This is a genomic window from Paenibacillus cymbidii (assembly GCF_004764705.1).
Taxonomy (GTDB): Bacteria; Bacillota; Bacilli; order Paenibacillales; family NBRC-103111; genus Paenibacillus_AN; species Paenibacillus_AN cymbidii.
Genome location: NZ_SHLX01000031.1, coordinates 96,235 through 109,843 on the forward strand (window position 1 = coordinate 96,235; position 13,609 = coordinate 109,843).

Annotated in this window: 11 protein-coding genes; 7 read left to right on the forward strand and 4 right to left on the reverse strand. The window is 60.7% G+C overall.

Annotation, left to right across the window (positions count from 1 at the left end):
• The first annotated feature begins 1 nt into the window (after position 1).
• From gpmI to EXY20_RS31010, 4 genes are all read left to right on the forward strand, one after another.
• A complete protein-coding gene (gene gpmI, locus EXY20_RS30995; RefSeq protein ID WP_135556299.1) occupies positions 2–1,543 on the forward strand; it encodes a 2,3-bisphosphoglycerate-independent phosphoglycerate mutase in 1,542 nt (513 codons plus the stop codon).
• A 16-nt stretch (positions 1,544–1,559) separates the two neighbouring features.
• Positions 1,560–2,852: a phosphopyruvate hydratase gene (gene eno, locus EXY20_RS31000; RefSeq protein WP_135556300.1), complete on the forward strand. Its 1,293-nt coding sequence runs from the start codon at positions 1,560–1,562 to the stop codon at positions 2,850–2,852.
• Positions 2,853–2,958: 106 nt separating this feature from the next.
• Positions 2,959–3,660: a M50 family metallopeptidase gene (locus EXY20_RS31005; protein WP_135556301.1), complete on the forward strand. Its 702-nt coding sequence runs from the start codon at positions 2,959–2,961 to the stop codon at positions 3,658–3,660.
• A gap of 46 nt (positions 3,661–3,706) precedes the next feature.
• Positions 3,707–4,468 carry a sugar phosphate isomerase/epimerase family protein gene (locus EXY20_RS31010; RefSeq protein WP_135556302.1) on the forward strand — a complete coding sequence of 254 codons (762 nt, stop codon included), beginning with the start codon at positions 3,707–3,709 and terminating at the stop codon, positions 4,466–4,468.
• A 504-nt stretch (positions 4,469–4,972) separates the two neighbouring features.
• Here EXY20_RS31010 and EXY20_RS31015 read toward each other — a convergent pair.
• The gene (locus EXY20_RS31015) at positions 4,973–5,986 is read right to left on the reverse strand and encodes a zinc-binding alcohol dehydrogenase family protein (protein WP_135556311.1); all 1,014 of its coding nucleotides are present in this window, start codon (positions 5,984–5,986) and stop codon (positions 4,973–4,975) included.
• A 143-nt stretch (positions 5,987–6,129) separates the two neighbouring features.
• Here EXY20_RS31015 and EXY20_RS31020 point away from each other — a divergent pair, with 143 nt between their 5' ends.
• Entirely contained in the window at positions 6,130–7,005 is an 876-nt protein-coding gene (locus tag EXY20_RS31020) for a helix-turn-helix transcriptional regulator (protein WP_235886279.1), read from the forward strand.
• 3 nt (positions 7,006–7,008) lie between these two features.
• Here EXY20_RS31020 and EXY20_RS31025 read toward each other — a convergent pair whose 3' ends face one another.
• From EXY20_RS31025 to EXY20_RS31035, 3 genes are all read right to left on the reverse strand, one after another.
• Positions 7,009–8,718 (reverse strand): sensor histidine kinase, encoded by a 1,710-nt coding sequence (locus EXY20_RS31025; RefSeq protein ID WP_235886280.1) that lies wholly within the window; start codon positions 8,716–8,718, stop codon positions 7,009–7,011.
• Entirely contained in the window at positions 8,715–9,413 is a 699-nt protein-coding gene (locus EXY20_RS31030; RefSeq protein ID WP_135556303.1) for a response regulator transcription factor, read from the reverse strand. Before EXY20_RS31030 ends, EXY20_RS31025 begins: the two co-directional genes overlap by 4 nt.
• A 79-nt stretch (positions 9,414–9,492) precedes the next feature.
• The gene (locus EXY20_RS31035; protein ID WP_135556304.1) at positions 9,493–10,314 is read right to left on the reverse strand and encodes a hypothetical protein; all 822 of its coding nucleotides are present in this window, start codon (positions 10,312–10,314) and stop codon (positions 9,493–9,495) included.
• Between the two features lie 210 nt (positions 10,315–10,524).
• Here EXY20_RS31035 and EXY20_RS31040 point away from each other — a divergent pair, with 210 nt between their 5' ends.
• Both EXY20_RS31040 and EXY20_RS31045 read left to right on the forward strand, forming a co-directional pair.
• Entirely contained in the window at positions 10,525–12,333 is a 1,809-nt protein-coding gene (locus EXY20_RS31040; protein ID WP_135556305.1) for a cache domain-containing sensor histidine kinase, read from the forward strand.
• A complete protein-coding gene (locus EXY20_RS31045; RefSeq protein WP_135556306.1) occupies positions 12,326–13,375 on the forward strand; it encodes a response regulator transcription factor in 1,050 nt (349 codons plus the stop codon). Before EXY20_RS31040 ends, EXY20_RS31045 begins: the two co-directional genes overlap by 8 nt.
• Positions 13,376–13,609 lie beyond the last annotated feature (234 nt).

Consider the following 13,609-nt stretch of genomic DNA (forward strand, 5'->3'; position numbering starts at 1 on the left):
CATGGCCAATCGACCGAAACCGGTGGCGCTCGTCATCCTCGACGGCTTCGGCCTGCGCGGCGACACGCAGGGCAACGCGGTGGCGCAAGCGAAGAAACCGAACTACGACCGCTACTGGTCGCAGTTCCCGCACACGACGTTGACCGCCTGCGGCGAAGCCGTCGGCTTGCCGGAAGGGCAGATGGGCAACTCCGAAGTCGGCCATCTGAACATCGGCGCGGGGCGCATCGTTTACCAGGATTTGACGCGCATCACCAAATCGATTCGCGACGGCGACTTTTTCGATAACGAAACCTTGCTCGGCGCCGTGCGTCATGCCAAGAAGAACAGCAAAAAGCTGCACCTGTACGGCCTGCTTTCCGACGGCGGCGTGCACAGCCACATCTATCACCTGTTTGCGCTGCTGGAGCTTTGCAAAAAAGAAGACCTGCAAGACGTTTACATCCATGCGTTCCTCGACGGCCGCGATGTAGCGCCGGACAGCGCCAAAAGCTACATGGAGCGGCTCGTCGCCAAAATCGCCGAAACCGGCGTCGGCCGCATCGCCACTGTACAAGGGCGCTACTACGCGATGGACCGCGACAAGCGCTGGGACCGCGTGGAGAAATCGTACCGCGCCATGGTGTACGGCGAAGGGCCGAAAGAAACCGATCCGGTCAAAGCGGTCGTCGATTCGTACGCCCAGTCCGTTTACGATGAATTCGTCGTTCCGACGGTCATTACCCGGGCGGACGGTTCGCCGGTCGGTTTGGTCGAGTCCGAGGATGCGGTCATCTTTTTCAACTTCCGTCCGGATCGGGCGATTCAGCTGTCGTTGGCATTCACGAACGAAGACTTCCAGGGCTTCGACCGCGGCGACAAACGCCCGCAGAACCTGTACTACGTCTGCCTGACGCTGTTCAGCGAAACCGTCGGCGGCTACGTCGCGTATAAGCCGAAGAACCTGGACAACACGTTCGGCGAAGTAGTGGCGCAGAACGGCCTGAAGCAGCTGCGCACCGCCGAGACGGAGAAATATCCGCATGTGACGTTCTTTTTCAGCGGCGGCCGCGACAAGGAGCTTCCCGGCGAAACGCGCATCCTGGTCAACTCGCCGAAAGTCGCCACCTACGACCTGCAGCCCGAGATGAGCGCCTACGAGCTGGCGGCGTCGACCGCCTTGCAGGTGAACGCCGATAACTTCGACGCAATCATCCTCAACTTCGCCAACCCGGACATGGTCGGCCACTCGGGTTTGCTCGAGCCGACGATCAAGGCGATCGAAGCGACCGACGAGTGCCTCGGCCAAGTCGTCGAAGCGATTCTCGCCAAGGGCGGCGTCGTTTGCATCACCGCCGACCACGGCAACGCCGACGTCGTCACGAACCCGGACGGCACGCGCAACACCGCGCATACGACGAACCCGGTGCCGTTCATCGTCACAGACGCGAACGTCAAGCTGCGCGAAGGCGGCATTCTCGCCGACATTGCGCCGACCCTGCTCGATCTACTACAATTGAAGCAGCCGGCCGAAATGACGGGCCATACGATTATCCAACCATAAGGAGTGTACGAATCCGATGACGATTATTTCCAACGTTTATGCCCGCGAAGTGCTTGACTCCCGCGGCAACCCGACCGTAGAAGTGGAAGTGTATCTGGAATCCGGCGCCAAAGGCCGCGCCATCGTTCCTTCCGGCGCATCGACAGGCGCGCACGAAGCCGTTGAGCTGCGCGACGGCGACAAGTCCCGCTACCTCGGCAAAGGCGTGCTGAAAGCCGTCGAAAACGTGAACGACATCATCGCGCCGGAAATCATCGGCGAGAATGCTACCGACCAGGTCGGCATCGACCAGAAGCTGATCGCTCTGGACGGCACGCCGAACAAAGGCAAGCTTGGCGCCAACGCCATCCTCGCCGTTTCGATGGCGGTTGCCCGCGCCGCGGCGGACGCGCTCGACATGCCGCTGTACGTTTACCTCGGCGGATTCAACGCCAAAACGCTGCCGGTTCCGATGATGAACATCGTCAACGGCGGCGCGCATGCCGACAACAACGTCGACGTGCAGGAATTCATGGTGCTGCCGGTCGGCGCGGCGAGCTTTGCCGAAGCGCTGCGCACGGGCGCGGAAATTTTCCACAACCTGAAAGCCGTTCTGAAGGAAAAAGGACTGAACACCGCGGTAGGCGACGAAGGCGGTTTTGCGCCGAACCTGGCGTCCAACGAAGAAGCGATCACGACGATCATTTCGGCGATTGAGCGTGCGGGCTACAAGCCGGGCGTCGACGTGTTCCTCGGCATGGACGTTGCATCGACCGAGTTTTTCAAAGACGGCAAGTACCACCTCGAAGGCGAAGGCCGTTCGTTTACGCCGGCCGAGTTCGTTGACCTGCTGGCAGGCTGGGCGGACAAGTACCCGATCATCACGATCGAGGACGGCTGCTCGGAAGACGATTGGGAAGGCTGGAAGCTGCTGACCGAACGCCTCGGCGGCAAAGTGCAGCTCGTCGGCGACGACCTGTTCGTCACGAACACGAGCCGCTTGTCCAAAGGCATTGAAGACGGCATCGGCAACTCGATCCTGATCAAAGTGAACCAAATCGGCACGCTGACCGAAACGTTCGACGCGATCGAAATGGCTAAGCGCGCCGGCTACACGGCTGTCGTTTCGCACCGCTCGGGCGAAAGCGAAGACAGCACGATCGCCGACATCGCGGTGGCTACGAACGCCGGCCAGATCAAGACGGGCGCACCGTCCCGCACGGACCGCGTCGCCAAGTACAACCAATTGCTTCGCATCGAAGACGAACTGTCGAGCGTGGCGCAATACGCCGGCAAGTCGGCTTTCTACAACCTGAAGCATGTGAAATAGTTCGCCCGCATACAGTGGGAAAGAAGAACAGCGCGTCCGGTCTGGGTCAGGCCGGACGCGTGCGGCTAGATGGGGCGGGAAACGGATAAGCGAAGGAGGAATCCAGATGGGCAAATGGGCAAAAACGGTGCTGTACATCCTCGGTTCCGCGCTGCTGACGCACTGGATTCCGTTTTCGTCGTTTTTTCGCAACGTGGATACGATGATTCACGAGTTCAGCCATGCGCTTGTCGCGATGCTGCTGTCGGGCAAAGTGATGGCGATCGAGCTGTACCGCGACCACAGCGGCGTGACGCAGGCGATTCCGACGAGCTACTGGTCGACGATTCCGATCGCGATGGCGGGCTACATGTTCGCTTCGCTGTTTGCGTGGGCGTTGTTCGCCCTGTACGCCGCCAACCGCCAGCGCGCCGGGCTTAACGTCATTACCGCCGTCGCGGCGCTGTCGCTCGTCTTTTTCGTGCGCAATCCGTTCGGCGTGACATGGCTGTGCGGCTTTATCATATTGAACGTGCTGATGTATTTGTTGCCAAGCGATCGCGTGCGCAACTTTTACTTTTTGCTGATTGCGTTCCTGTCGCTGGAGGAATCGGTGTTCGGCCCGCTGTGGCTGCTGTATCTCGCCGCCACCTCGCCCGGGCAGGCGGGCGACGCCGCCTTGCTTGCTTCTCATTCGCCGTTGCCCGCCGTTTTCTGGGCGGCGCTGTTCTCGCTGTTTGCGCTGTGGTGCGCCAAACAGGCGATCGTCGCCTTTTCCGGCAGAAAGTCGCGCGAACGCCGGACAACCGGCGCTTACCGGGCATCCTAATCGTGCGGAATGGTTTGCTCAATTTGCCTAAGGAGATGTTCCCATCATGGCTAAAATACCGGTCGGTCTGCAGCTCTACACGCTGCGCGAACAAACGAAAAACGATTTTGTCGGCACCTTGAAACAAGTGGCGGCGCTTGGCTACCAAGCGGTCGAATTTGCCGGCTATGGCGGCATTTCGGCCAAAGAGATGAAGAGCACGCTCGACGGGCTCGGCTTGAAAGCCGTCTCCAGCCATGTCGGCATCCAGCTGCTGGAGAGCGAGCTGGAGCAGCAAATCGCCTACAGCCTGGAAATCGGCGCGTCCTATATCGCTTGCCCGTGGCTGCCGGAGGCGGAGCTGTTGGACGAAGCGAAATTCCAGGAAATCATGGCCAAATTTCGCACGTTCGGCGAAGCTTGCAACAAGGCCGGCCTGACGTTCCTGTACCACAACCATGCGTTCGAGTTCAAGAAGGCGAACGACGGCGCCTACATCCTCGACAAGATGTACGCCAGCGTCGACGCGTCGCTGATGCAAGCCGAGCTTGACCTGTATTGGGTCAAGAAAGGCGGCCTCGATCCGAAGGCGTACCTGCTCGGCTACAAAGGCCGCGCGCCGCTCGTTCACGTCAAGGACATGGCCGGCGACGAAGAAGGCTTCTTCGCCGAAGTGGGACAAGGCATCATCGACTATCCGTCGATTTTCTCCGTCGCCGAGGAAGTTGGCGTACAGTGCTACATCGTCGAGCAGGACCAGTGCAAACGCCCGCCGCTCGAAAGCGTCAAAATGAGCATCGACTACTTGAAATCGATCGGCATCGCGTAAGCGGCGCTTTCGCGACAAGCAAAAACCGGCTCCGCTTCGGCGGGTCCGGTTTTTGCTTTGGGGAGAGCCGCCCGACCTGGAGGGCCGGGCGCCAGTCAGCAGCTTCGCAAGCATGAGTAGTGTCGGTATCCAGCCGCACCAGTCCAGCCATATCAGCACCAGTCGCATCAGCCTGCAACCTCGCCATCGCCCCCGCCGCATCAGCACACACCTTCATCGGAGCACGCAATTACGTCAAACTAGCTAATCTTCATCCCCTCGCGCCATTGTGGTGCGAAATAAGCCATGTTTTATTGTCTATTTCAGCGAAAATAGGCGGCAACGAGGAAATAGCCAGTGAAATCGCTGGCTATTCCCAAGAAAAGTTCGATTCTGAGGCTGTTCATCAAAAATAACCAGTGTTTTCACTGGCTATTTTCAGTGAAGCATCGAGAAAAAGGCAAATAAGCAATTTTTTATGGCTTATTTTTGGGATGGCTCAAAAAAACACCCTATCGTCTCGCCTTACAACTCCACCATCGCCTTGATGACGCCGGACTCCGGCTTCAGCCATTCGCCGAAGGCGGCGATCATGCCGTCGAACGGCGCGCGGTGCGTGATATACCGCGACGCGTCGACCCCGCCCGCGCGCAAGGCGCGCATCACCAGCTCAAAATCCTCGCGCGTCGCATTGCGGCTCGCCATCAGCGTCGTTTCCCGCTTGTGAAACTCCGGATCGTGAAACTGCACGTCGCCCTTGAACAGGCCGACGAAAACAAGCGTGCCGCCATTCGCGACGTAGCGGAACGAACCGTTCATCGAAGCCGCGCTGCCCGTCGCGTCAAACACGAACGACGGCAGCTCGCCGTTCGTCAGCGCCGCCAACTGCTCCTCCGGCCGCTCCCCGGCATGGACCGTATGCGCCGCGCCGGCCCAACTGCGGCTGAACGCCAGCCGGCCCTCGTTGACGTCCATCGCGATGACGGTTGCGCCGATGTAGCCGGCCAGCGCCATCACGCCAAGCCCGATCGGCCCGCCGCCGATGACGAGCGCGGTGTCGCCGCGCCGCAGCCCCGAGCGCCGCAGCGCATGCGCCCCGATCGCCAGCGGCTCCAGCACGGCGGCCTGGTCGAGCGTCAGGCCGTCCGCTTTCAGCAGCAGCCGGGGCGGGATCGACAAACGCTCGCGCATGCCGCCGTCGATATGCACGCCGAGCACGGACAAGCTCGTGCAGCAGTTCGGCTTGCCGTTCCGGCAGGCGATGCAGGCGCCGCAGTTCAGATACGGCACGACGCTGACGATATCGCCTTCGCGCAGCCCTTCCTCGTTGTCCCCAATCCGTTCGATCACGCCGGCCAGCTCGTGCCCGAGCATCCGCGGATACGTAAAGAACGGCTGCCGTCCTTTAAAAGCGTGGTAGTCCGTGCCGCAAATGCCGATCCGCTTGATCGCGACGATCGCTTCTCCCGCCGCAAACGTCGGTTCCGGCAGCTCCACGGGCGCAAACCGTTCGATTTCTGCGCAGACGATCCCTTTCATAAGCCGTTCCACTCCTTCGCTTCCTGTTGCATCCGACAGGTTATACAGGAATTGTAGCAGCTATCTTTTGCATAGGAAATAACGAAATCTTGCAGAAAATTATCCGTTATTGATATGCTGATGGAAAGAAGACAAACCCGCCGATGGAGGAAACGATGAACCCGCTGCGCAAACCGGTTGCCGAAGACGCCCTGTTTCCGTTCGAGCTCGTGTATCGGGACAGAAAAAGCCCGCAGCGCGAGCTGCCGGACCATTTTCACGACCGGTACGAGTTGGTGTACGTGTATCAGGGACGAGGGACGTTTTTTATTCATCGCACCTTCTATGAAATGAAGGCCGGCGACCTGTTTCTCATCCCCGGCAATACGATTCACCGCGCCATGCCGGACGGCGACGATCCGGTGTTGTCGACGGCGGCGTTCTTTTCGCCTGCGCTGGTGCAGCCCGAACCGCTGGGAGAAACGTACAACGGGCTTTATGGCTTCGAACTGGCCCGGAGGCGCATGCACTACAAGGCGGAGCTTGACGGGCAGCATCGGGCGCTGGCGGAGGAAACGCTGGAAACGATGCAGCGCGAGCTGAACGAGCGCAAGAGCGGGTACCGCCAGGCAGTCCGGCTGCAGCTGCTCGGGCTCCTGCTGGCGCTGAACCGGCTTGCGCTGTCGGAACAGCCCGGGGCTGCCGGCGGCAAACCGGCCGACACGCCCTGGATGAAGGAGGTGCTGCTGCACATCGACCGCGATTGCGCCGAACCCGGCCTCGGGCTGGCGCAGCTGGCCGAGCTCGCGGCCGTCACGCCGTCGCACTTGTCCCGCGTGTTCAAGCGGCTGACCGGGATGAACGTGACCGATTACATTCATGCGAAACGGGTGATCCGGGCCAAGGAGCTATTGCTCGGCACCGACCGCAGCGTGGAACAAATTGCCGTTCTGTGCGGGTTCCCCAGCCCGCCGTATTTCTATCGCGTCTTTAAGGCGATCGTCGGCGTTACGCCGCGGACGTACCGGCTGCAGCGCTGACCGCTATCCCTCCGGCTCGATGAAGAAAGCGACGCCGCCGGCTTCGTTCACGGCGCGAACGATCATGCCGTGATGCGCGGCGATCTGCTTGACGATCGCAAGGCCGAGCCCGAACTGCCCGTCGCTGCCGGTGCGGAACGGCTCGAACAAGCTCTCCGTCGCCGCTTCGTCCAGCGGCGGCCCGTCGTTGCGCACGCACACGCGCGGCAGCGGCTGCTCCGCCTGAGCCTCGCCGGGCGCAACCGTGACGCCAATCGCCGAACGGGCGTAGCGCAGCTGGTTGTCGAGCACGTTCTCGAGCGCCACGGCCCACTGCTCGCGGTCGCCGGTCAGCATCGCGCCGGGTGCCAGCTCGAGCGTCCACGCCACTTCGGGCCGCCGGTAGCGCAGCCGTTCCACGACGTCTTCGGCGACCTCGCTCAGATCGAAGGTTTGCCGCGACTTCCCGCGCGATGCGAAAAATCGCAGCTTGTTCAGCAGCAGCAGCTCGCGAATCCGTTTTTCCAGCCGTTCGCCTTCCTTCATAATGACATTCAGGCTGTCGTTCAACGAGCCGCGCGGGAAGATGCCATCCTGGATCGACTGGGCGTAACTGCGAATGACCATCACCGGCGTCTTCAGTTCGTGCGAAATATTTTGCAGAAAAAACTGTTGCGATTCGTCCTGATGCACCAGCCGCTGGCGCATCGATTCGATGGCGCCGGCCAGGCGGCCGATTTCGTCCTTGCGCCCCGTGACGAGCGGCTCGTGCCAGTCCCGTTCGGCGACGCGGCCGACATGCCGTTCGATCTGCACCAGCGGGCGGGTGAGGTAACGCGCCAGCAGCAGGCAGAGCGGCAGGCTGACGACGATCAGCGCCAACATCAGCCACAGCAGCCGCGAGAACATCGACATGACCAGGTCGTTGCGGTAATTGCCCGATACGTACGAAACGACGTACTGCGGCTGCGTCGCCCCTTTGATCATATCGCGGCGAATGACGTAGAAGATGCTGTCGCTGTCGACGCTGAGCGAATACTTCGCGAGCGGTACGACCTGGGCGAAGGCATTGTGTTCAATCGTCTGCAGGAACGCCGCGGGCAGCGCGCCGCCGCCCTCTTGTCCCTGGACCGCCGGCTGGGCCGAAGTTCCGCTGATCGTAAAGTGATTGATCGACGAGCCGGGGAAAAGCCCTACGGACGGACGCGCCTCGCTAAGCGGGGCAATCGGGATTCCGACAGGAAGCGACTGTGTCGACAGCGTATACACCGGCTCGACAACGGCGCTCGATTGCAACGATCCCGCCCATTGCAGCGTCGTCGACGGTTCGGTCAGGAGCGGGACGTTCGGCTGCCATTCGCCGGCGACTGCGCCGTTCGCGTTTGGCCTTGTTGCACCTGCGCCCGTTGTTGCGAACGAACCGGCCGCACCCGGTCCAACGGCAATGGTCCCCGACCCCGTCGCGCCGCTCGCGACGGCAGCGGGCGGAACGTCGGTGTTTGTGAGCGGCTTCGCCGATAGCGACAACGTCGAAGCCATCTCGACGGAAATGCTGTTCTGGGTGTTAAGCAGGATATCGTACAACTGCTCGGTGAAGAACCCTTTGAGCGTCCAGGGCAGCAGCACCGCCAGCAGCGCAAAAATAAGCAGCGTCAACGCCACGAACGCCCCCCACAGCTTGACGGCCAGCTTGCGGGAGCCCATTCGGATGAACTTGCCGATGCGCGCCGTCATGCCCGCGCCATCCTGTAGCCGCTGCCGTACACGGTTTCCAGCCGCAGCTCGGGCAGCTTGCGCCGGATGCGGCGCACGAGGTCGTCGACCACGCGGTCCGAACCGAAATAATCTGCGCCCCATACCGCGTTCAGCACCTGCTCGCGTTCGAGCAGCCTGCCGGCATGTCTCGCCAGGTACAGCAGCAGCTCGAACTCTCTCGAGGTGAGTTCGAGCGTGCCGCCGTCCGGACCGATGACCACCCGGGCCAGCTCGTCGATGCGATAGGGCGGAACGGGGAGATGGGGGCGCCGGTCGCCGGCGGGATCGAGCCCGCTCTCCGAAGGCCGCGCGCCGTACACGCGCTCCAGCAGCTTGCGTGTGCGGACGACCAGCTCGCGCGGCAGGAACGGTTTGGCCAAGTAGTCGTCGCTTCCCAGCTCCAGCCCGACGATCCGGTCGATATCGGCATCGCGGGCGGAGATGAAGATGATCGGCAGCATCGGATCGGCGGCTTTGATTTCGCGCAGCAGTTGATACCCGTCCACGCCGGGGAGCATGATGTCCAGAATCCACAAGTCCGGCCGGTCTTGGATGGCGCCGCGCGCCGCCAGTCCGTCGGCGAACGTGCGCACCGACCAGCCTTCCTTGGTCAAATAAGCATCCAGCAGCCCGCCGAGATGCTCCTCATCCTCCACTACGTATATACGGTACATGGTATCCTCCTCATGCGCGCGAAAGGGCGGACGCCGGCCGCATCTGCGCCGGCATCCGCGTTTTTCCGCCGTTCCGTCGTTATTCCGCGCTTTCCGGTTGTTGTTCTTCCGATGGTTCGTCCGCCGGAGCGGGGGCCGGCAAATTTTTCACCGACTCTTGCAGGTTTTTCGTATCTTCGCGATATTGGTCAAGCAATTGCGGCAGCAGCTCGCGGATTTTGGCCGCGTCGTCGGCTTCAACGGCCGCCGTCAGCTCGTTCTGCAGCTTGATCGAAGCCGGAAGCTCGGCCTCTTCCCATTTTATCGCATCCGTCCCCTTGACGTCATAGGAGAAAAATAGGTTGCTTGCCACGGTCGCCGTTTCGCCGGCAGGGAGCGGCTTCGCCTGCAAGGTGAGGGTCGGCAGCGTTCCGAGCGGTCCGGACGCGCTCAGCTTGCCTTCCTTCACTTCGGGCAGCGGCGGCAACACAGGCGACGCTTCGAGGCGAACGCCTTCGGACGACGCTTCGAGCTTCACCGGCTTCGGCGCCAGCTTGGCCATTGCGTCGGCCATGTCCGCCTCGGCCTGCTTGCGCTCCGCCAGCGCTTCGCGCCATTTCGCCGCATCGTCCGGCGTATACGACTCCGCCAGCAGCCGCAAATAGTTGCGCTCGTGCGCCGGTGTCATCAGCAGCCCGCCGCCGATGCTGCCCGCCTGCACCGACAGCATCGGGGCGGTCATCGCGAACGTGCCCGGCAGCGCCGAGACCGAACTCACCGTCAACGTTGCCGGCGCTGTCGTTTTGCCTGCCTCGTCCGTTCCCGAATCGGCGGCGCTGGCTCCCGTTCCTCCAACTGCAACTGCTGCCAGCAGCGAAAACAAACCGACTTGCGTAGCGCGACGTTTCCATTCCTTTTTCATATCTCTCGATCTCCTCTCGAATGTTTGTCGGGGCCGCGGTCGTCTCTATGTAGGCTCTTCTCCCGACACCCCTTACTTTAGCAGGCGATTGCGGACATCCTGTCGCAACATTGTGTGAGATTGTGGGAAGCTGCTTACTTCGAGGAGGTACTTACACACAGCCCCGATATTTTCTATAATGGGTTTACATAAAAGGCGGGGGGCTTGCGGATGATGAGGAACGCATGGCGGACGATATCGCTCAAGTCGAAGCTGGGTTTGCTTATTCTCGGTTTTTTCGGCATTCCGTTTCTCGTGTTTGGTGTCCTCTGGAACAAATATTCCATTGAAACGATCGAGCAGAACGCGATCGATTCCAACGACAAGCTGATCGACCAGGTCAGCGGCCGGTTGAACGGCTATTTCGCCGACTTGATCCGGACGACGAGCCCGCTCATCACCCACCCGCTTGTCACTGCCTTCCTGAACGGCGACCCGCTGAATCGTTACGATCAGTTTCACAACTCCGAGCGGATTCAGGCCGAATTGTTCCCCAGCGTTACATTCAACCGCCCGGAAGTATACCGGTTCTCGCTGCTGAATGCGGATGGCCAATCGATATCGACGCTGGGCGGTTTTAACGTCAATGAAACGTTCGCGTCGATCGTCGGGCAGATGAAAGAGGACGAGCTTACGAAAGTGCTCGGCGTGTCCATGGACGAACCGGTGCCGCTGCTTGGCTTCGTCCGCAAAATTTTCGATCCGTCCTCCAAATCGTTAAAAGGGCTGTTGTATCTCGAACTCAATGTGCACCAAGTGCTGGCCTACGTGGAAAATTTCAAGCTTGGCGAAAGCGGGTTGCTGTGGATTGCGGACAACATGGAGCGGATCGTGTCGCATCCCGACCGGGAGCGAATCGGCCAGCCGGTGCCGGCCCAGCTGGCGGCGCCGCTGCAAGCCAGCGGCGAAGGACATTTTACGCAAACGGTCGGCGGCACGAACAAGCTGTTTATTTTCAAGTCCACCTCCGAGACCGGATGGAAGCTGGTTGCGGAAGTGCCGAAGCGCGAGCTGACCGAACGAATGAGCGATTTGCGAACGGTGACGGTCGTCGTTGTGGCGCTGCTCGTTGTCATTGCGATCGTCGTCCTGGGCTCGTTCTCTTTTTCCTTGACCAAATCGCTTGTCCAGCTGCAGAAGCTGATGAAACGCGCCGAAAACGGCGACCTCGGCGTCGTTTCGACAGTGAACCTTTATCATCACGAAGTGGCCAGCCTGAACCTCAGCTTCAACAACATGGTGAGCGAGCTGAAGCGGCTCGTCGACGTCCAGCACCAGGCCGAGCTGCGGGAAAAAGATTACGAAATCCGCAAGCGCGATTCGATGGTCAAGGTGCTGCAGGCGCAAATCAATCCGCATTTTCTGTATAACACGCTGGAAGTCATCAACGCGCACGCGGTCATCGCCGGCGCGAAGCCGATCACCCGGATGACCAACGCGCTGGCGCGAATGTTCCACTACAATGCCAACCATGCCAAACGGGTAGTGACGCTGTACGAAGAAATCGAAAACGTCAAAACGTACTTCTGGATATACAAGGAGCGAAGCCCCGATTTTCGCTGGGAGCTGGTCTGCGGCGAAGAGGAGGCGATACGGGTGCAGGCGGTGCCGATCATGCTGCAGCCGCTCGTCGAAAACGCGATGAAGCACGGCTACATGGAACACAAGCTGAAGCCGACTTACATCGCGATAACGGGTATGGCGGACGACGGGATATACCGGCTGCGGATCGCGGACAGAGGAAAAGGCATGGCGCCGGATGTGATGGACAAATACAATGCCGCCTTCGCTGCCGACGCGGACGACGAAAGGTCGCCGGAAGGCGCCATCGGGCTGTGGAACGTGCATCAGCGGCTGGTGTATACGTTCGGTCGACCGTTCGGGCTGCATATCGTCTCGTCGGACGAATCGGGCACCGTGGTGGAAATCAGGCTGCCGTTTCGACCATCGCAGGACGGAGAGGGGGAAGCGCATGTATAACGTGATGATTGTCGATGACGAATACCCGGTCAAAGTCAATTTGCGCAGCATGATCGACGGCGCCGGCTTGCCGTTCCGGGTGGCGGACGAAGCGGAGAACGGGGAAGAAGCGTATCGGCTGGCGCTGCGGACGAAACCGCAGCTGATCGTGACCGACATCATGATGCCGGTCATGGACGGGCTGGAACTGATTGGCAAGCTGCGCTCCTCGGGATTGGAAACGGAAATTGTCATCGTGTCGGGCTACAACGATTTTGCCTATGCCCAGCAGGCGATCCGGTTCGGCGTGAAGCGGTATTTGCTGAAGCCGATCGACGATGGCCAGTTGCTCGCCTGCCTGCGCGAGCTGGAGCAGGAGCTGCGCCACGAAGAGCGGCAGCGCACGGAGCAGAGCGAGTGGGTGTGGTTCTGCAAAACGCGCGGCGAACGGCTGGCGGAGCAGCTGTGGACGCTGAACGAGGAAGAGGCGGAGCTGACATTGGCCGAAATTCGCCGCATGTTCGCCGACCGGCAGCTGACGCTTGCTGTCGTTCACCAGTGTTATCGCAATTTGCTGCAATTCGTGTTCGGCGAGCTCGCCACGCGTTCGGACAAACCGTTCGCGGCGGCGCGCGAAACGCTTCTTCCGGCCGGCGAAGCGGCGCCGGATGATGCGGTTTCCGCCATCGTCGCCCGGCTGTTCGCCGAGCTACGCCAGATCCGTCAGCACGGCCATCGCAAAAAAGTGCAGGATGCGCTGCAGCTGATCCGGCAGACTTATTCGGACGAGGGGCTGTCGCTGCCGACGCTTGCCGCTTCGGTCGACTTGTCGCCATCGCGCCTGAGCGGCCTGCTGCGGGAAGAAACCGGGCGCAGCTTCACGCAGCTGTTGACGGAGGTGCGGATGGAGCAGGCGATGCTGCTGCTCGGCAACGCCTCGGCCAAAACGTACGAAATTGCGCTCGAAGTCGGCTATTCCGACTATTCCTATTTCACCAAAGCGTTCAAAAAGTATTGTGGGCTGACGCCGATGGATTACCGCAAACGAATGGGCGTTTTTTGACCTAACGAAAATAGCCCATAAAAAATGGCTTATTGGCCCGATTTGGCCGGCCCTGTCGAAAATAGCCAGTGAAAACATGGCTTATTCGCTCTGTCAGGCCCTAAATCGGGTGCCGTCAAGTAGTTTGTGTAGTAGGTTCTTCCATCGGGACGATGGAGGTCATTTGTTTGGTGTAAAAGGTTGTGGGCGGCCGTAGCCCAAGCGAAGGCGCGGGAGGTTATTTTTTTGCTCCGT